Origin of the sequence: Kitasatospora sp. NPDC091335, assembly GCF_044757205.1 — a bacterium.
GTDB lineage: Bacteria > Actinomycetota > Actinomycetes > Streptomycetales > Streptomycetaceae > Kitasatospora.
In genome coordinates, this window is the sequence record NZ_JBIVUM010000013.1 from 167,680 (window position 1) to 184,522 (window position 16,843).

The following is a 16,843-nucleotide window of genomic DNA, read 5'->3' on the forward strand; positions in this document are numbered from 1 at the left end:
GACCGGGCGGGTCGGGCGATGGACCGGCCGGCCGAACGGGATGGCGGCCGGACGGGCCGGCGGCCGGACGGACGAGGAGGAGGACCGGTGACGGGAACGGGCGAGGTGGTGGCGGCCGGGGTGCCCGGAGCGCGCGGGGCGGACGGGTTTCCCCGGCACGGCGTGGACCGGGAGACGTTCCTGGCGATCGCGGGCGCGCGCGGCGGCCCCGGGGCCGTCCGGCTGCTGCGTGCAGGGCAGTTGAGCAAGCGGGCGCTGCTGCTGCTGGCACTGCGCCGGGCGGCGCCGGAGCACGGCGGCTACCGGGAGGCGTACGCCCGGGTGCGGGCGCTGCAACGGGACGACCCGGCGCGGTGGGAAGAGGTGCTGCTGCGGCCCGAGTTGGACGCCTGGGCGGCCGACTGTCTGCGCGGCGCGGCGGCGGCGGCGGCCGTTCCGCTGGACGGACTGGGCGAGTTCCTGCGCGGTGGTCCTGGACCGGCCCTCGCGCTGGAGTGCGACGGGCTGCGCTGGGCGCCGTCGGTGGACCACGCCGGGCCGCGCCGGGTGGACTACGGGCGCCCGCCGTCCGGTCCGCTGACGGCCCCCGAACTCGCCGCCTGGGATGAGCGGTTGGCCGAGGCCTGGAACATCCTGGTGCGCCGCCACCGGCGTCACGCGCTTGCCCTCTCGGCCTGTGTGACCACCGTCGTGCCGCTGCGGCCCGCGCCCGGCGGGGAGGCGGTCAGCGCCGCGGCCCGGCGGGCGTACGGCGCGGTGGCGGCCTCGCTGCCGGGCGATCCGGTGCTGCTGGCGCTGGCCCTGGTGCACGAGTTCCTGCACGTCCAGCTCGGCGCCCTGCTGGACCTGGTGCCGCTGCACCGCCCCAACGGCGCGGCGGTCTACCACGCCCCCTGGCGCCCCGATCCGCGCCCGGCCGGGGCGCTGCTCCAGGGGACGTACGCGCACCTGGGCGTGGCGGACTTCTGGCGGACGGAGGCGGCCGCGGGGGCGGGCGACGGCGCCCGTGCGCGGGCGGAGTCGGTGCGCTGGCGGGAGCACACCCTGGCCGCGGCACGGACGCTCCTGGACTGTGGCGAACTGACTCCGGGCGGAGTGGAGTTCACCGAGGAGCTGGTGCGTGCCGTGTGCGCGCCGGGTGCTTGAGGGGTGTCGGGTGCGCCGGGTGCTTCGGGGGTGCCGGGGGTGCCGGGGTCGCCGGGGGAATGAATCCGGGGCGCCGGATGCTTGGCCGGATGGCGCGCTTGTCCGGGTGCTTCGCGGGGCACGCCCGGGGTGTGCTCAGTGGCCGGCTCTGGTTCTCGTCTCCGGGCCCGTTCCGGTGTCCGTCCCGCGGTTCGTCCCGCTGTCCGCCCTGCCGCCCGTCCCGGCGACACGCTTCGGCGCGCGCCACGGCGAAGTGCGCGACCGCTGAACGGGTGATTTCTGGGGGGTCAACGCGCTGTCGTGCGACGTCGGCCGCCCGGGGAGCCCAACGTGAGTCCGCAAGGTGCCGCGCGGAGTCTTCGCGGGCACTACATTGGTCGCAACCGGGTGGGTTTACCCACCCTCGGCAGGTCCTAACCGCGCCTAAGGAAACGAATATGACTCCGGTAACCAGCACCAGGCCGGCCGGCAAGCTCACTGACCCTCAGGAGACGCCGGAACACCTCTCCCTCGCCGATCTCGCCGCGCTCGGCGCGGAGGAGCTCGCCTCCCGGCTCCAGCGCGCGCTGCCCAGCGCGGATTCCGGCCTCGTACCGGTCGCCGCCTTCAACTCCTCGATCTGACCCCGCCCGGACCTCCGAGCGGAACCCGGACCGAGCAGAACGAGCCGAACCGAACAGCCCCATGACGACGTCGATGCCGCTGCCTTTGACGCAGTTCGTGGTCAAGATGCACAGCAGGTGCGATCTTGCCTGCGACCACTGCTACGTCTACGAGCACGCGGACAGCAGCTGGCGCACCCGCCCGAAGGTCATCGCGGACGGGATCCTGGCCAAGGCCGCCGAACGCATCGGCGAGCACGCGGCCGCCCACCGGCTGCCCGCCGTCCGGGTCGTCCTGCACGGGGGAGAACCCCTGCTCGCCGGCCCGGACCGCCTGCGGCGCGCCGCCCGGACGCTCCGGGCGGCGCTCCCGCCCGGCTGCGCGCTCGACCTGCGCATCCACACCAACGGTGTGCTGCTGAGCCGTGACTTCTGCGCGCTGTTCGCGGAGCAGGACGTCAAGGTCGGCATCTCGCTGGACGGCGACAGGGCCGCCAACGACCGCCACCGGCGGTTCGCCGACGGGCGCAGCAGCCATCCGCAGGTGCTGCGGGCCGTCGCGCTGCTGAACGAGCCCGAGTACCGGCACCTGTTCGCCGGGCTGCTGTGCACGATGGACGTCGGGAACGACCCGGCGGCCGTGTACCGGGCGCTGGCCGAACTCCGCCCGCCCGCCGTGGACTTCCTGCTCCCGCACGCCACCTGGGACGAGCCGCCCAGGCGCCCCGCCGCGCTGGGTGCCACCCCGTACGCCGACTGGCTGCTGACCGTCCACAGGCTGTGGGAAGCGGACGGGCGGCCGTTCGCCGTACGGACCTTCGAGTCCGTGCACCGGACCCTGCGGGGGTTCTCCAGCCTCACCGAGTCGCTCGGGCTGGAGCCCTCCGACCTTGCGGTCCTGGAGACGGACGGGACCTTCGAGCAGGCCGACAGCCTGAAGACCGCGTACGACGGCGCGCCCGTCACGGGGATGAACGTCTTCGCGCACAGCCTCGACGACCTCGCCCGCCACCCCGGCATCGCCGCCCGGCAGTCCGGCCTGGCCGGGCTGAGCGAGGCCTGCCGCGCCTGCTCCGTGGTCCGCTCCTGCGGTGGCGGTCTGTACGCCCACCGCTATCGGAGCGACGATGGAGGAGGCAGCTTCGACCATCCCTCCGTCTACTGCGGTGATCTCATGACGTTCATCAACGGCCTTGCGGGGAGCGGGAGGTCGGCGGACCCGGCGGCCGCCGTGCCGGCGCAGGGGGCCGCCGCCCCGGTGCCGGGCGCCGGGCCGCTGCTGCCCGGCGCGCTCGGCCCGTCGCACATCGACGAACTCGCGCGCGGATACGGGGGCGCGGACACCGTCGCCGCGCTCGGCCGCTCCCAACTCGCCCTCACCCGGGCGATGCTGGCCGCCGCCTGGGACGCCTCAGGACAGGGGCGGGCCGAGGCGTGGGCCCTGCTGGCGGAGCTCGACACGGCGGCCCCCGCCGCCGTGGACGCCGTGCTCGCCCACCCGTACGCCCGCGCCTGGGCGGCCCGCCGGCTCGCCGGGGACCTCGCCGTCGGGCTCGGTCCGCTGGCCGCGCTCGCCGCGGCGGCCGCGGTGCGGGCCGGCCGGGGCGACGCGGTGGCGGTGCCCGTCCGGGGCGGCCGGCTGCACCTGCCGACGCTCGGGACGATCGCCGTGCCCGACGGCGAGGCCGTGGTCACCGGACGGTCGGACGGCTTCGAGGTCCGGGCGTCCGACGGCTCGGTGCGCACCGGTGTCGACGAACCGCTGCGGCGGGTCCGGCCGGCCGACGGCTGGACGGTCGCCCTGGAGGACGGCGATCCGCTGCGCGACTGCCACGACCACCCGGTCGCCGACCGCCTCTCCGAGAGCGAACTGCTCGACTGGACGGGCGCGTTGCGCGAGGCCTGGGAGCTGCTCGGGCGGGACCTGCCCGGGTACGCGGAGGGCATCAGGGCCGGCCTGACGACGGTCACCCCGTTGCGTCCCGGACCGGTCGGCCGGGACGTCAGCTCGGCTGCCCGGCAGGCGTACGGCGCGGTCGGCATCGCCAGGCCCGCCACCGCGCCGACCCTCGCACTGCTGCTCGCCCACGAGTTCCAGCATGTCAAGCTCGGCGCCGTACTGGACCTGACGGACCTGTACGACCGCGCCGACACCGAGCTGTACTTCGCGCCCTGGCGGCCCGACCCCCGGCCGCTCGAAGGGCTGTTCCAGGGCACGTACGCCCACCTGGCCGTCACCGAGTACTGGGGCACCCGCACCCTCGCGTACGACGGACTGCCGGGAGAGGCCGCCGACCGGGCGCGGGCACAGTTCGCGCTCTGGCGGCGGTACACCGCCGAGGCGGTGGAGCGGCTGGCGTCGACCGGGGCCCTGACCGGGACCGGCCTGCGCTTCGCCGACGGCATGCGTGCCACCGTGACACCCTGGCTCGCCCTGCCGCTGCCCGCCGCCGCCGAGCAGGCGGCCGACCGGGCACGGCGGGACCGGGCCGGGGTCTGACCTTCCCCACTCGCGCCGCCCCGGGTCCTCCCTCGCCCGGGGCTCCCGATCCCCCCGGAGGATCGCCATCCTCACCGAAACCCGCGCCGGCGGCGTCGCCGTCGCCGCCCCCGTGATTCCCGTCGCCACCCCCGTCGCACCTGTCGCCCCCGCTGTCCACCCGCTCGTCCCCGCGTTCGCCGGCCTCGGGGTCCGTCCGGGCACGGTGCTGCACGTCCAGGCGTCCCTGCGCGCCCTCGGGCCGGTGCCGGGCGGGGCGGCCGCCGTGGTCGGGGCCCTGCTCGAAGTGCTGGGCCCCGACGGCACCCTGGTCGCCTACACCGCCACGCCCGAGAACTCCGCCACCTCCCGCGTCCACCAGTCCGCCACCGCCGGCCTCTCCCCGGCGGAGGTGGCCGACTACCAGGCCGGGATGCCCCGCTTCGATCCGGCCACCACCCCGGCGTCGCCCTCCGTGGGGGTGCTGTCGGAAACGGTCCGCACGCACCCCGCGGCGCTGCGGAGCCGGCACCCGCAGACCTCCTGGGCAGCGGTGGGCCGGCGCGCCCGGGAGGTCACCGAGCAGCACCCGCTGACCTCCCACCTGGGCCCCGAGTCGCCGCTGGGGCGGCTCTACGACCTGGACGCCCGGGTGCTGATGCTCGGCGTCCCGATGAGCCGCTTGACCGCCTTCCACCTGGCCGACCTGCGGATGCCCGACGTCCCGGTGCGCGAGTACCGCTGCGTCGGCCCCGAAGGCTGGACCACCTTCCGGGCCCCCGACCTGGACGACCTCCACTTCGGCCCGCTCGGCGCCGAGGTCCTGCGCACCGCCCGCGGCATCACCACCGGCCGGATCGGCACCGCCGACTGCCGCCTCGTCCCGATCCGGGAGGCCGTCGACCTCGCCGAACACATCCTGCGGCGCCTCCGCCCCTGAACCCCGCCCCGGTTTCCACCGGTACTTCCGCCTCCCGCCGTCTCCCACCCCCCGCCCCGCCGCCCCACCCCGCCCGACCGTTGCCGCTCCGGCTCCGCCGGAGCGGCAACGGGCAGGGTCGGGCCCCTCGCGTGCGTGGGAAGTCGGCCGACCCGACTTCCCATGACGGGATCCTCCCGTTTCGGCAACTACGTTCAGAGCTTCGAAGTGGTCTGGGCCCAAGCGCGACCCTGGACGCTCGATCAGGAGGAAGCCGCCGCACACGGGTAGGACTGAGTACTACAACGACCCTGACGCTCCCAAGGCCAACACCCTCATCCCCGCCAGCAACCTGCTCGTCGTCGACGACTCCGGTGCCATCCTGTTGCAGCGCCGCCGCGACACCGGCCAGTGGCCCTGCCCGGTGGAGCCCAGGACATCGGTGAGACCGCTGCTTCGACGGTCCGTTGTAGTCGTCTAGTGCCTCCAGCCGGAAGGCCTCCCGCCGGAACGTCGAGAAGAGGTTCTCGAAGTCCTCACCCGAGATGGTCACGGAACAATCCTCCGAATCAGCGAAGCCGGAACGCGACCGCGCTCTCCCCGTCGGGGAGCTGGATGGCCGTCAGCGCAGCGACGTCGTTCACGACATATCCCTGGATGATGAGGTCTTCCGTGCCATCCACGGCGTACGCCGTCGAGAACGTCGACGTGATGTGGGTTCCTCGGAACTCGGTGACCCGATTCATCGACGCCGATACGATCTCCCCACCCGTCCTGGCCGCCCTGGAGGAGCAGACGTGACACAGCAGAGTGCGGACGAACGCCCGGGCATTGCCGCCGCGATCGTGGTCGATGAAGGCCGCGTCCTGATGGTCCGGCGAAGGGTCAGCGAGGGCCAACTCTCCTGGCAGTTCCCGGCTGGTGAGATCGAGGCCGGTGAGTCGTCGGAGGAGGCGGCCGTCCGCGAGACCGCGGAGGAGACCGGACTGGAAGTGGCCGCCGTCAAGCTCCTGGGCGAGCGGGTTCATCCGAAGACCGGTCGGCTGATGTTCTACACGGCCTGCGAGGTCGTCAGCGGTACCGCCGAGGTGGTCGACACGGAGGAGCTGGACCAGCTCGCGTGGGTAGCTCTCGCCGAGATCCCCGAATACGTGCCGTACGGGCTCTTCGAGCCGGTGCAGAGGTACCTGGACTCTGCTCTCAAGTAGTCGTCCCCTGTGCCCCGGAGGTCGGCCGGGGCACAGGGGACGGGGCGGGCTCCGACGGGCTGGACGGCCGAGTGCTGATGCTCGGCGTCCCGATGGCCCGCTTCCCACGTACGAAGACCGCCCGCCTGGTGTACGGAGGAAGTGACGGCCTGCGCCCCAGGACACCCGGGGCGCAGGGCCCGGACCGACCCGCAGCGTCGAAGGCGTGAGGCTGCTGTACTGCCCGAGGACGAGGTTCCCGCGGTGGTCCCTGCCCTGTTCCGAGTGGGACTCTCGGAACTCGTCGCGCAGCGGCTGGCCACAGCGGCGCGGTTCGGGTCCGGGCGCCTCCGCAGGCGGCCCGGACACCCGGGCCGGGGCTCGGTGGTCCGGCCCGACCGGGGGATCGGGCCGGACCGCCCGGCCTATGGCCAGGTGCCGACCAGCACCGGCTCGGGTCGGAGCCTGATGCCGGTCACGATCTCGACGTGGGCCGAGAGATCGGTGAGGGCTTGGGCGAAACCTGTTGCGGTGGCGCCGTCGTGGGCGGTGAGGGTGAGGGTGCGGCGATTCGAGCAGTGGATGCCGGCGGCGATCTTGTAGCCGGGGCGGTAGCCGATGTGCTCCAGGAGCCAGCCGGCGCCCGCTCGTGGCTGTCCGTCGTTGTCGGCGTGGACCGGGCATCCGGCGGCCTGGGCTGCGGTGACGGGTGGGTTGAGGAAGACCGATCCGGCTGCGGGCGTCGGGTCCGTGCGGGTCGAGAAGGAGCCCCCGGCGGCAGCGGTTGGTGAGGACGGCGGCGGTCACCTCGGCCACGGGTGGGCGGGCGCCCAGCCGGACGCCGAGTTCGTCGGCGAGGGGCTGGTAGGCGATCGGGGCAGCCGGTGAGCGGGTGAGGTGGAACGTCGCGGTGAGGATGGTCCAGCGGCCGGGGTGGTGAGCGGCGCGAGCGTGGAGTGGGGCACGGGGCCTCCTAGGGTTCGGCTGTGATGGCCTTTAGCGCCAGGGCCCGCAGCGGGGCCAGACGGGTGCGGTTGTCCTGGTGGTGGTAGACGGCGTTGGTGCAGATGGCCAGGTAGCGACCGGTGGCCGGGGCGAGGTAGAGGCTGGTGCCGGTGAAGCCGTGGTGGTAGGCGACCCTGCCTTCGTCGGCGAGGATCCAGGCCAGGCCACGGTCGAGGCCCGGCTCGATCTCGGCCTGCGGCTGCATGCCGGCGGTCAGCCATCGGCCCAGGGCCCCGCCGGTGGCGTGGGAGGTCAGCAGGTGGGTGGCGAAGGTGGCGAGGTCGGCGGGGGTGGTGAACACCCCGGCGTGGCCGGCGACTCCGCCGAGCAGGGCGGCGTTGTCGTCGTGCGGCAGGCCCCACAGCCGGGGGCCGCCTTGCAGTCGCTGCTCGGTCGGGGCGACACGGGCGGAGCGGGGCACCGGCCCGTATGTCGTGTCGGTCATGCCGAGGTGCTGCCAGAGCTCGGCCGCGAGTTCGTCCAGGCGTCGGCAGCGGTAGTGGGCGAGGGCCAGGCCGAGGAGGATGAAGCCTCGGTTGACGTACTGGTGGCCGGCGCCGGGCTCGGCGATCAGCGGCTCTGCGCAGATCAGTTGGGCGAGCGGTTCGGGACGGTGCCGGTACCGGTCGAGGCGGGTGTCGGCGCGCAGGCCGGAGGTGTGGGCCAGGATCTGGCGCACCGTGACCCGGCCGCCGGGCGCGTCGGCCGCGATGCCGGACAGCAGCTCGCGGACCGGGGTGTCCAGGGTGAAGTCACCGATGAGCGAGGTGCCGACCAGCGGCCAGGTGGCCAGGACCTTGGTCAGCGACGCCACGTCGTACACCGTGTCCGGCCCCGGCCGGGCGTCGCCGCACTCGGGGGCGACGACGCCGGAGGCCAGGTAGCCGGGCTCGGTGTCGAAGGTGCCGTGGGCGATGACACCACCGGGGACCGTGCCGTCGACGGTCATCAGGTCCAGGCAATCGCGCAGGTCGGCGAGCGCGTTCGAGGTCCACGGCACGGTGTTGGTCACGGCTACTCCTGGTCGATCGTCAGGTCGGCACCGAGTGCGGCCAACTTCGGCAGCAGGCCGCCGTATCCGCGCCGCAGGTGGTACATCCCTCGGATCGTAGAGGTGCCCTCGGCGGCCAGGGCGGCGATCACGAGCGCGGTCGCCGCCCGGATGTCCTCGCCGACCACCTCCGTGGCCTTCAGCGCGGATCGTCCCCGAACGGTGATCACCGGCCCGCTCGCGTTGACGGTCGCGCCGAACGAGTGTCCCATTGGACGTAGATCCGTTCTTCGATGCGGGAGGCACCTTTGGCCTCGAATCCGGATCCACCACGCCTCCCGATGCCGATCACGGCATCGGGCAGCTCCCGACGCGCGCAGCCGCCCTTGAGGCGGGGCTGTGGGGCGGCGTCGGTGCGGGAAATTGTCGGGGAGCGGGCGCCCGGGCGGTGCTACGGTCGGGCGCCATGAGCTGGCTTCCCGATGACTTCGTCCATCCCGTCCAGGTACCGCTGCCGGGCGGGGCCCATCACCTGCGGCCGGTCCGGGAGGCGGATGCGTCGCTCGACTATCCGGCCGTGACGGGCTCGCGCGAGCGGCTGTTCACCATCTTCGGCCCGGCGTGGGGCTGGCCGGCGGCCACCATGACCTACGAGGCCAACCAGGCCGACCTGTTGCGGCACGAGAAGGAGATCGCCGCCCACCAGTCGTTCAACTACGCGCTGTTCGACGCGGCGGAGACGGCCCTGCTCGGCTGCGTCTACATCGACCCGCCCGCGAAGGCCGGCGCGGACGGTGAGATCGCCTGGTGGGTGGTGGACGAGCTGGTGGGTGGAGAGGTCGAGCAGGCGTTTGACGCGCTGGTGCCGCGGTGGATCGCCGCCGACTGGCCGTTCGAGCAGCCGCGCTTCCTCGGCCGGGGGATCTCCTGGTCGGACTGGCTCGCCCTGCCCGCGCACCCCGAGGCGTGAGGAGACCTCGTCCCCCGGGGCACGGGGGACGAGGTCAGGCTTCAGTGAGGTGGTCGAACTCGCCGGCCTTGGCGCCGCGGATCCAGGCGTGGAGCTTGGCGCGGGTGGTGGTGACGACGGTGGTGGGGTCGTCGGACTCGCGGATGTGGATCAGCTCGCCGGCGGAGGGGGCGATCTCAAGGCAGTTGGTGTTGGTGCCGCTGAAGCTCGACTTCTGCCAGTTGAGTTGAGTCATGCTTGCCTGTCCTGTCACGAGGCACGGAAGGTCGGTGGGGCCGACTTTCTGCGCGAGACTTGGGGGGGCGGGTGAGATGGCCGGGGCTCCGCGTGCCCCGACCGGGGCACGCGGAGGATGTCGGTCAGGGTTCGATGAGGTGGTCGAACTCGCCGGCCTTGGCGCCGTGCAGCCAGGCGTGGAGCTTGGTGCGGGTGGTGGTGACGATGGTGGTGGGGTCGTCGGACTCGCGGATGTAGACCAACTCGCCGGCGGAAGCGATCTCGACACAGTTGGCCTGGTCGCTGCTGAAGCTGGACTTCTGCCAGTTGAGCTGGTGCATGGCTATCTTCCCTGGACCTTGTAGCGAATGTGCTGGATCAAACCCAACGAGTCCCGATCGGCGGGTGACGACGCGGATGTCGCCGCAGACAAGGGTGGGAGAGCCAAGCCCCTGAGTCGGTCGAACTTCCGGTCAAATGTTGTCACGACCTCGGGGTCGCCGAGGAAGTTGGATCCATGTGGATGTTCGAGGAGCACCGTGCCAAGCCGGGTGTGAGCGCCGCGGATCAGTAGGAAGGGCGTGTCGTTCGACGCGAATGTGGTGCAGTCGAACGGGAGGATCTGGATCGTCACGTTGGGCAGCTTGCTCATCTCGATCAGATGATTCAGCTGGTCCCACATGACCGTTGCTCCTCCGTACATCATGTGCAGGGCTGCTTCGTGGATCACGGCCCGGTACGGTGGGGCGTTCTTGCCCGCCAGGACCTTGTGACGTTCGTGGCGGAACTCGACCTTCTTCTCGGTGTATCCCTGGATGACCTCGCTGTAGGCCTTGGTCTGCAAGAGGCCCGGGATCAGCAGGGATTCATAGTTGTCCAAGCCTGTTGCGCGAGCCTCCGCCTCGGCCAGGTCGAGCGAGCTTCGTGTGACGTGGGTCTTGAACTCGGTCCACCAGCCCTTGCCTGAACTCTCACTCATGGCGGCGAGGCCGGCCCGGTAGTCGGGGTCCGTGATGTCGCACCGGTCGAGCCAGATGTTCAGTCGTGGAAGATTTAGGCCCATCCTGCCGGACTCGATGTGGCTGACGGCGGGACCCTTCACGCCGATTGCCTGCCCGATCTCCACCGCTGAGCGTCCAGCGGCATCGCGTGTCCTGCGAAGCTCTTCGCCGAGACGACGCTGACGTTCGCTGATCCCACTCCCGAATGCCATGGGCATACCTTCCTCGCGGATCGTCACCTACGGAAAGTGTAGAGGCATGCGCGGAGAGTGTTGCCAATTTTGATGGAAATCCACTAAAGTTTCACTGCACTGCTCGCCGGATGGGACGTCAGGTCTCTCCGTGCGTAGCTCATTTGAGCTGATGGGAGATCCCCCATGTGTGACCCCCGCCTCAACTCCCCCTCCCTCACCGTGTCCCGCGAGGTGTTGCGCGACGCCATGTCGCGCGCCGGGTACCCCGACTCCTCCATCGGGGATGCCGAACTCGCCATGATCGAGCTGGTGGTGAACGCCTGGCGGCACGGGGCGACCCTCTCGCCCGTCGTCACGGTCGTCTACTCCGGCAACACCCTCCGCGTCACCGTCGCGGACCGCAGCTCCGAGCTGCCGCAGCGTCAGAAGCCTGACCTCCGCGCCGAGTCGGGTCGCGGCCTTCAGCTGGTGGAGGGTCTCACCCACCGCTGGGGTGCGGAGCTCCAGAAGCTCGGGAAGCGGGTCTGGTTCGAGTTGGACGGTGCCGCGTGAACGCGCTCTACCCCATCCGGCCCGGCGATCCCGCGATCCGTCACCTCACCAGTCGGCAGCTCGGCGGGCTGATCGTGGAACTCCGCACCGAAGGGCGCGAGTTCGGCCTCCTGTGGCCCTCCGCCCAGTCCGGGGAGGCCATCCTGGACGGTCAGATCCTGGTCTCCCTGGGCAATGTTCCGGCCAGCACCGTGATCAACCTCCTCGCACTCCTGCGCGAGTTCAAGCGCCACCGGTGACAGGCTCAGGCGCTGAAGCCTGAGGCGAGCAGGTCGAGCCGGGCGAGCAGGGCGTCGGCGAGGGGGTAGCCCGCGTCGGCGGCGAGCCAGCGGCCCAGGGTCGTGATGTAGGTGTCGAACAGCAGGTCGGCGACCGCCTCGGGATCCACTTCGAGGCGGAGTCCGCCCCGGCGGGCAGCAGTGGTGAACGCGGCGGGCGTCGCGGCGCCGAGGGCGAAGGCGGCGTGGAGCACTCCGCTGTCGTGCAGCTCCTTCGCCAGCGCGTACTCCCGCTCGTTGAGGTGCGCGAGGGTGCGCAGGGCGTCCGTGAGCGCCTCCACGGCGGAGCCGTCGCCGGTCGCGCTCTCCAGTGCCTCGTGCCGCTGCCGGACCCAGGCCGTGACGAAGTCCTCCTTGCGGCGGAAGTGGTTGAAGGCCGTCTGTCGTCCCACGTCCGCGCGTTCGGCGATGTGGTCGTAGGTGGTGGCCGCGTATCCCTGGGTGGCGAACAGCTCCAGGGCCGCGCTGAGCAGCCGTTCCCGGGTCGCGGTGCGGCGCTGGTCGTGTCGGTTCGGCGAGGTCACGAGAAAAGTGTACTTGAATCCACTGGTGTACTGGAGTACATGTTAAGCCTCCAGTACATCTAGCGAGGAGGTCACCCATGACCGTCCCGTACACCCTCGGCCTGCACGAGATCGCCGACGACACCTACGCCTACCTTCAGCCGAACGGCTCCTGGGGCCTCAGCAACGCCGGGCTGATCGTCTCCGGCGGTGAGGCGCTGCTCGTCGACACGCTGTTCACCGTCCCGCAGACCCGGGACCTGCTCGCCGCCGTCTCGCGGACGCTGCCCGCCGTCACCGTCGACACCCTGGTCAACAGCCACAGCGACGGCGACCACTGGTGGGGCAACCAGCTGCTCCCGCACGCCACCGTGATCGCCTCCGAGGCCGCCGCGGCCGACATGGGCCGCGACCACCTCCACGAACTGCTCGCGGCGCCGGGCGACGTGCCGCTCCCGCGCGTCGTCCGGGACATGCGGCAGGCCTTCGACTTCACCGGCATCGCCCCGGCCCTGCCGAACCGGACCTTCAGCGGCGAACTGGAGGTCGCCGTCGGGCTGCGCACCGTCCGGCTGATCGAGGTCGGCCCCGCCCACACCCGGGGCGACGTCCTGGTCCACGTGCCCGACGCCGGCGTGCTGTTCGCCGGGGACATCCTGTTCGTCGGCGGCCACCCGGTGATCCACAGCGGCCCGGTGGAGCGCTGGATCGCCGCCTGCGACCTGATCCTCGGCCTGGACGTCGAGACGATCGTGCCCGGGCACGGCCCGGTCGTCGGCAAGCCCGAGGTCCGCACCTTCCGCGGCTACCTGGAGCGGGTCCGCGACCACGCCACGCGCGCGCACCGGGCGGGCACCCCGGTGCTGCGGGCCGCGCGGGAGATGGACCTGGACGGCTTCGCGGACTGGGACGACCGCGAGCGGCTGCTGCTCAACGTCGGTGCCGTGTACCGCGAACTGAACGGTGACGGAACCCCGGTCGAGGAGGAACTGCTGTTCGGGCTGGACGAGTTCACCGCAGGGGCCCGGCCGGCGCCCCGGCCGGCGCCCCGGCCGGCGCCCCGGCCGGCGCCCCGGCTGGCACCGCGGCCCGCGGCCGAGATCGCCGCCCTCGCCGGACGGCTGGAGGGCCCCGCGGCCGCCCTGTTCACCGACGGCGCCGGTCCGCTGGCGGGCCGCCCGGTGCTCAACGTCCTGGCCACCATCGGCCACCACCCCGACCTGCTGGTCGCCCTGGCGCCCCTGCTCGCCCAGCTCAACCAGGGCCTGCTGCCGTTCCGTGAGCGGGAACTGGCCGTCCTCCGCACCGCGCACCGCACCGGTTCGGCGTACGAGTGGGAGCACCACGTCCGCCTCGGTGCCGCGGCCGGGCTGACCGGGCCCGAGATCGCCCGGGTGCCGGACGGCCCGGAGCACCCCGACTGGACCGAGGCCGACCGCACCCTGCTGCGGGCCGTCGACGAGCTGCACGACGGACACGCGCTCGCCCCGGACACCTGGCAGTCCCTGGCCGAACGGCACTCCGAGGCGCAGGTGCTGGAACTCCTGGCCCTGGTCGGGACGTACGGGACGATCGCGGGCATCCTCAACTCCTGCGGGGTGCCCGTCGACGCCTGGCTGGCCGGGGTGGACGCGTAAGCCGGCTGCGGGGGAGGCCGACTGCGCGGGACCCCGGCTGCGTGGGAAGTCGGCTCAGCCGACGTCCCACGCAGTCACCGGCTGAAGCCGCCGCCGCCGGTACGGCCAGGGCGGCGGCTCGGCGGGCCCGAACCAGACCCGGACGTCCTCGCCGGTGCGGACGGGCAGCCGGGGGAAGTCGTTCGCGGCGTGCTCGGTGCGGTGCACCGCGTGCTCCGGGCCCAGGTGGCGGCCGGCATGGACGTCGAAGGCGGCCGCCCCGGTGGGGTGGCAGACGGTGGCGAGCACCTCGCGGGCACCCGGTTCCGGGGCGAAGCCCGGGCCGCGCAGCAGCAGGACGTCGTCGCTGTCGAGCATGGTGGCGTTGGCCGCGCCGCGGTGCTCCCGCCACACCGGGCACGCCGGTGGGTACCGGCTGGTCGACGGCTACCGGACCCGGCTCACCGGGCTGACCGCCGACGAGGCGCAGGCCGTCTCCCTCGCCGCACTCCCGGGTGCCGCCGCCGAGCTGGGCCTCGGCGAGGCGCTCGCCGCAGCCCGGCTCAAGCTGACGGCGGCCCTTCCGGCGGAGCTGCGCGAGCGCGCCGGGCGGATCCAGGAGCGCTTCCTGCTCGACGCGCCCGGCTGGTACGCCGACGCGGACGGCACCCCGCACCTCGCCGCCGTCGCCGCCGCGGTGTGGGAGCGGCGGTCGGCGGTCCTGCGGTACCGGCGCCGGCGGGCGCCGGAGGAGATCGAGCGGCGGGTGGACCCGTACGGGCTGGTGCTCAAGGCCGGGCGCTGGTACCTGGTGGCCGCCGGTCCGTCCGGGATGCGCACGTACCGAATCGATCAGATCATCGGACTGCGCGACCTGGCCGAGGAGTTCGAGCCGGCGGCCGGCTTCGACCTGGGCACGTACTGGACGGGCCACCTCGCCGGCTTCCGGGCCCGGTCGCACACCGGGGAGGCACTGGTCCGGCTCACCCCGGAGGGCGCCCGATGCCTAGGTCTGGCACCCGGGGGCGACGGCTGGACGCGGGCCCGGGTGCCGATCGAGTCGGTCGACCACGCCCACGGGGAGTTCATGCGGCTCGGCGCCGACGTCGAGGTGCTGGAACCGGCCGAACTCTGTGACCGCATCACCGCGACGGTACGGACCCTGGCGGCCCGCTACCCGGGGTGACCCTCAGGCGACGAAGTGGTCGAACTCGCCGGCCTTGGCCCCGAGGACCCAGGCGTTGAACTTGACCCGGGTGGTGGTGACGATGCGGGTGGGGTCGTTGGACTCGCGGATGTAGACGTGATCGCCCTCGGAGGCGATCTCGATCCAGTCGTCCTTGTCGCTGCTGGTGCTGGACCTCTGCCAGTCGAGATGGTTCACGGATGTCCTCCCGGGGGGGTGCGCGGCGGCCGGAACGAGGGTACTGCTCCCTGTGCACGGGTGGCGGCATCGTTTCGGTCATGTCAATTCGTGCGAGACGTTGTGCTATTCCATTGGGGTGTCAGTCGTTCCTACACTGAAGCCCCGCCGCACGGGGGCTGCGGGAGGCAGGTTGCCGACGGGCCCGGGGGAGGCGCGTGTGACTGACCGGGGCTGGGACGAGGACGACGCCCGGCCGTACTTCTTCCTCTCCTACGCGCACACCCCCAAGGCCGGCGCGCGGGGCGCGAGCGATCCGAACCACTGGGTCAGGCAGCTGTACCGGGACCTCTGCGAGGCGGTGCTCCAGCTCACCACCGTCCCGGACGGGGTCGCGGTCGGCTTCATGGACGAGTCCATGCACCAGGGCGAACTGTGGGCCGAACGACTGTCCGACGAGTTGGCCTCGTGCCGGGTATTCGTACCCCTCTACTCCCCGAGGTACTTCAACAGCGTTCCGTGCGGCCAGGAATGGCACGCCTTCACCCGTCGCCCGGTCTACCCGGCGAACCTCGACTCCGAGCGCACCAGCGGCATCGTCCCGGTGCTGTGGGCGCCGATGAGCCGCTACCGGCTGCCGAACGTGGCCGGTGAACTCCAGTTCAACCACGCGAGTTTCGGACCCGAGTACGCCACCGAGGGCCTGTACGCGCTGATGAAGCTCAGCTACTTCCGCGCCGCCTACGAGCTGGCCGTGCACCGGCTGGCGGCCCGGATCGTGCAGGTCGCGGAGGAGACGGTGATCCCGGTCGGGCGCCGCCTCGAATTCAACACGCTCCCCAGCGCGTTCAACGTCACCGCCCCGACCAAACAGCTGCGGATCTCGGTACTCGCCTACCACCGGGGCGAGTTGCCGGACGACCGCAGCCCCGACTACTACGGCGAGCGGCGCACCGACTGGCATCCGTACCGGCCGGTCGGCTCGCCGATCGCGCAGCACGCGGCCCGGCTGGCCAGGCAGCTGGGGTTCCAGCCGACCGTGCACGAGTTCGACGAGGAGGTCGAGTCGATCATCGGAGGCAGCGCCGAGGCGCCCGGCCTGCTGCTGCTCGACCGGTGGGCGCTGCGCGACCCGCGCCGGCGCGAGCTGGTCCGGCGCTTCGACCGCTCGGACGCCACCTGGGTGAGCATCCTGGAGCCGTTCAACGGCGACGACCCGGAGTGCGGCGAACGCGCGGACGAACTGGGAGAGTTGAGCGACGAGACGCTGCGCATCACCCGGCGGGCGAGCCGGCCGAGCTTCCTCGGCGCCATCGGCCCGACCGGCGGGCTGCACACGCTGGAGGACTTCGACGACGCGCTGCCCAGGGCGGCGATGAAGGCCAAGTACGCCTTCGAGGGCCGCACCAGGGCCGAACCGGAGGAACCGCCGCCGCCCCGGCCGAGCCTGCGGGACGCGTTCCGGCGGGCAGGGGGCGGGTACGGACCGGACGGGGCCCCGGTGGATCCCTTCGACGAGGACCAGGACGCCGACGGAAGCGGCAGAACCAACGGCAACGGAAGCGGCAACGGGAACGGCAACGGCCGCACCACCCGCCGGAGCCGGACCAACGGCGACGACCCGTACGGAGAGCAGGCCCCGCACCGAGAGCAGGCCCCGCACCGAGAGCAGGCCCCGCACCGAGAGCACGACCCGTACCGCGAGCAGACCCCGTACCGCGACGACGGCGATGAACCCGATGACGGGATGGCGCCCCTGGGAGGAAGAGGACCGCGATGAGCGAGCGAAGCCGGCGAATCATCGAAGGGCGCGCGTCTCAC

Annotated in this window: 19 protein-coding genes and 3 pseudogenes; 13 read left to right on the top strand and 9 right to left on the bottom strand. The window is 72.5% G+C overall.

Features of this window, described 5'->3' with window-relative positions:
- Positions 1 to 87 precede the first annotated feature (87 nt).
- From ACIQOW_RS25945 to ACIQOW_RS25975, 7 genes and pseudogenes are all read left to right on the top strand, one after another.
- The gene (locus ACIQOW_RS25945; protein ID WP_401088763.1) at positions 88 to 1,146 is read left to right on the top strand and encodes an aKG-HExxH-type peptide beta-hydroxylase; all 1,059 of its coding nucleotides are present in this window, start codon (positions 88 to 90) and stop codon (positions 1,144 to 1,146) included.
- Positions 1,147 to 1,583: 437 nt separating this feature from the next.
- On the top strand, positions 1,584 to 1,769 hold the full coding sequence (locus tag ACIQOW_RS25950; RefSeq protein ID WP_188300997.1) for a hypothetical protein: 186 nt from the start codon (positions 1,584 to 1,586) through the stop codon (positions 1,767 to 1,769).
- Positions 1,770 to 1,842: 73 nt separating this feature from the next.
- The gene (locus ACIQOW_RS25955; protein WP_401088765.1) at positions 1,843 to 4,248 is read left to right on the top strand and encodes an FxsB family cyclophane-forming radical SAM/SPASM peptide maturase; all 2,406 of its coding nucleotides are present in this window, start codon (positions 1,843 to 1,845) and stop codon (positions 4,246 to 4,248) included.
- Positions 4,249 to 4,360: 112 nt separating this feature from the next.
- Entirely contained in the window at positions 4,361 to 5,167 is an 807-nt protein-coding gene (locus ACIQOW_RS25960; RefSeq protein WP_401088767.1) for an aminoglycoside N(3)-acetyltransferase, read from the top strand.
- 241 nt (positions 5,168 to 5,408) lie between these two features.
- Positions 5,409 to 5,602 (top strand): annotated as a pseudogene (locus ACIQOW_RS25965) (NUDIX domain-containing protein); the annotation flags it as partial.
- 234 nt (positions 5,603 to 5,836) lie between these two features.
- A pseudogene (locus ACIQOW_RS25970) lies at positions 5,837 to 5,947 on the top strand (NUDIX hydrolase); the annotation flags it as partial.
- Positions 5,944 to 6,354 (top strand): NUDIX hydrolase, encoded by a 411-nt coding sequence (locus ACIQOW_RS25975; RefSeq protein ID WP_401088769.1) that lies wholly within the window; start codon positions 5,944 to 5,946, stop codon positions 6,352 to 6,354. The pseudogene ACIQOW_RS25970 and the gene ACIQOW_RS25975, both read left to right, overlap by 4 nt.
- 404 nt (positions 6,355 to 6,758) lie before the next feature.
- Here the strand turns inward: ACIQOW_RS25975 and ACIQOW_RS25980 are convergent.
- The 3 genes and pseudogenes from ACIQOW_RS25980 to ACIQOW_RS25990 all read right to left on the bottom strand — a co-directional run.
- Positions 6,759 to 7,070: pseudogene (locus ACIQOW_RS25980) on the bottom strand (hypothetical protein); the annotation flags it as partial.
- Between the two features lie 236 nt (positions 7,071 to 7,306).
- A complete protein-coding gene (locus ACIQOW_RS25985; protein WP_401088771.1) occupies positions 7,307 to 8,350 on the bottom strand; it encodes a serine hydrolase domain-containing protein in 1,044 nt (347 codons plus the stop codon).
- A 2-nt stretch (positions 8,351 to 8,352) separates the two neighbouring features.
- The gene (locus tag ACIQOW_RS25990) at positions 8,353 to 8,601 is read right to left on the bottom strand and encodes a hypothetical protein (RefSeq protein ID WP_401088772.1); all 249 of its coding nucleotides are present in this window, start codon (positions 8,599 to 8,601) and stop codon (positions 8,353 to 8,355) included.
- Between the two features lie 194 nt (positions 8,602 to 8,795).
- On the opposite strand from ACIQOW_RS25990, the gene ACIQOW_RS25995 reads away from it, so the two are divergent.
- A complete protein-coding gene (locus tag ACIQOW_RS25995) occupies positions 8,796 to 9,299 on the top strand; it encodes an N-acetyltransferase (RefSeq protein ID WP_401088773.1) in 504 nt (167 codons plus the stop codon).
- A 34-nt stretch (positions 9,300 to 9,333) separates the two neighbouring features.
- On the opposite strand, the gene ACIQOW_RS26000 is transcribed toward ACIQOW_RS25995, so the two are convergent.
- From ACIQOW_RS26000 to ACIQOW_RS26010, 3 genes are all read right to left on the bottom strand, one after another.
- A complete protein-coding gene (locus ACIQOW_RS26000) occupies positions 9,334 to 9,534 on the bottom strand; it encodes a DUF397 domain-containing protein (RefSeq protein WP_401088774.1) in 201 nt (66 codons plus the stop codon).
- Between the two features lie 124 nt (positions 9,535 to 9,658).
- Positions 9,659 to 9,856: a DUF397 domain-containing protein gene (locus tag ACIQOW_RS26005; protein WP_401088776.1), complete on the bottom strand. Its 198-nt coding sequence runs from the start codon at positions 9,854 to 9,856 to the stop codon at positions 9,659 to 9,661.
- A gap of 2 nt (positions 9,857 to 9,858) precedes the next feature.
- Positions 9,859 to 10,755, bottom strand: coding sequence for a helix-turn-helix domain-containing protein (locus tag ACIQOW_RS26010; RefSeq protein ID WP_401088778.1), 897 nt, complete (start codon positions 10,753 to 10,755; stop codon positions 9,859 to 9,861).
- Between the two features lie 138 nt (positions 10,756 to 10,893).
- On the opposite strand from ACIQOW_RS26010, the gene ACIQOW_RS26015 reads away from it, so the two are divergent.
- Positions 10,894 to 11,262, top strand: coding sequence for an ATP-binding protein (locus tag ACIQOW_RS26015; RefSeq protein WP_401088779.1), 369 nt, complete (start codon positions 10,894 to 10,896; stop codon positions 11,260 to 11,262).
- Entirely contained in the window at positions 11,259 to 11,501 is a 243-nt protein-coding gene (locus ACIQOW_RS26020; protein WP_401088781.1) for a hypothetical protein, read from the top strand. Before ACIQOW_RS26015 ends, ACIQOW_RS26020 begins: the two co-directional genes overlap by 4 nt.
- A gap of 5 nt (positions 11,502 to 11,506) precedes the next feature.
- Here the strand turns inward: ACIQOW_RS26020 and ACIQOW_RS26025 are convergent, their stop codons facing one another.
- The gene (locus ACIQOW_RS26025) at positions 11,507 to 12,064 is read right to left on the bottom strand and encodes a TetR/AcrR family transcriptional regulator (protein WP_401088783.1); all 558 of its coding nucleotides are present in this window, start codon (positions 12,062 to 12,064) and stop codon (positions 11,507 to 11,509) included.
- Positions 12,065 to 12,141: 77 nt separating this feature from the next.
- Between ACIQOW_RS26025 and ACIQOW_RS26030 the strand changes: the two genes are divergently transcribed.
- Positions 12,142 to 13,680 (top strand): MBL fold metallo-hydrolase, encoded by a 1,539-nt coding sequence (locus tag ACIQOW_RS26030; protein ID WP_401088785.1) that lies wholly within the window; start codon positions 12,142 to 12,144, stop codon positions 13,678 to 13,680.
- 54 nt (positions 13,681 to 13,734) lie between these two features.
- Here ACIQOW_RS26030 and ACIQOW_RS26035 read toward each other — a convergent pair whose 3' ends face one another.
- Positions 13,735 to 14,037, bottom strand: coding sequence for a hypothetical protein (locus tag ACIQOW_RS26035; RefSeq protein WP_401088787.1), 303 nt, complete (start codon positions 14,035 to 14,037; stop codon positions 13,735 to 13,737).
- 7 nt (positions 14,038 to 14,044) lie between these two features.
- On the opposite strand from ACIQOW_RS26035, the gene ACIQOW_RS26040 reads away from it, so the two are divergent.
- Positions 14,045 to 14,845 carry a helix-turn-helix transcriptional regulator gene (locus ACIQOW_RS26040; RefSeq protein ID WP_401088789.1) on the top strand — a complete coding sequence of 267 codons (801 nt, stop codon included), beginning with the start codon at positions 14,045 to 14,047 and terminating at the stop codon, positions 14,843 to 14,845.
- Between the two features lie 3 nt (positions 14,846 to 14,848).
- Here ACIQOW_RS26040 and ACIQOW_RS26045 read toward each other — a convergent pair whose 3' ends face one another.
- Positions 14,849 to 15,043 (bottom strand): DUF397 domain-containing protein, encoded by a 195-nt coding sequence (locus tag ACIQOW_RS26045; protein ID WP_188295700.1) that lies wholly within the window; start codon positions 15,041 to 15,043, stop codon positions 14,849 to 14,851.
- Positions 15,044 to 15,242: 199 nt separating this feature from the next.
- Between ACIQOW_RS26045 and ACIQOW_RS26050 the strand changes: the two genes are divergently transcribed.
- A complete protein-coding gene (locus ACIQOW_RS26050) occupies positions 15,243 to 16,802 on the top strand; it encodes a TIR-like protein FxsC (RefSeq protein WP_401088791.1) in 1,560 nt (519 codons plus the stop codon).
- The last annotated feature ends 41 nt before the right edge of the window (positions 16,803 to 16,843 follow it).

Bases quoted from the DNA above. Each gene is read 5' to 3' on its own strand.
- ACIQOW_RS25950 (WP_188300997.1), top strand. From the start codon at position 1,584: ATGACTCCGGTAACCAGCACCAGGCCGGCCGGCAAGCTCACTGACCCT.
- ACIQOW_RS25955 (WP_401088765.1), top strand. From the start codon at position 1,843: ATGCCGCTGCCTTTGACGCAGTTCGTGGTCAAGATGCACAGCAGGTGC.
- ACIQOW_RS25990 (WP_401088772.1), bottom strand. From the start codon at position 8,601: ATGGGACACTCGTTCGGCGCGACCGTCAACGCGAGCGGGCCGGTGATC.
- ACIQOW_RS25995 (WP_401088773.1), top strand. From the start codon at position 8,796: ATGAGCTGGCTTCCCGATGACTTCGTCCATCCCGTCCAGGTACCGCTG.
- ACIQOW_RS26000 (WP_401088774.1), bottom strand. From the start codon at position 9,534: ATGACTCAACTCAACTGGCAGAAGTCGAGCTTCAGCGGCACCAACACC.
- ACIQOW_RS26005 (WP_401088776.1), bottom strand. From the start codon at position 9,856: ATGCACCAGCTCAACTGGCAGAAGTCCAGCTTCAGCAGCGACCAGGCC.
- ACIQOW_RS26015 (WP_401088779.1), top strand. From the start codon at position 10,894: ATGTGTGACCCCCGCCTCAACTCCCCCTCCCTCACCGTGTCCCGCGAG.
- ACIQOW_RS26030 (WP_401088785.1), top strand. From the start codon at position 12,142: ATGACCGTCCCGTACACCCTCGGCCTGCACGAGATCGCCGACGACACC.
- ACIQOW_RS26035 (WP_401088787.1), bottom strand. From the start codon at position 14,037: ATGCTCGACAGCGACGACGTCCTGCTGCTGCGCGGCCCGGGCTTCGCC.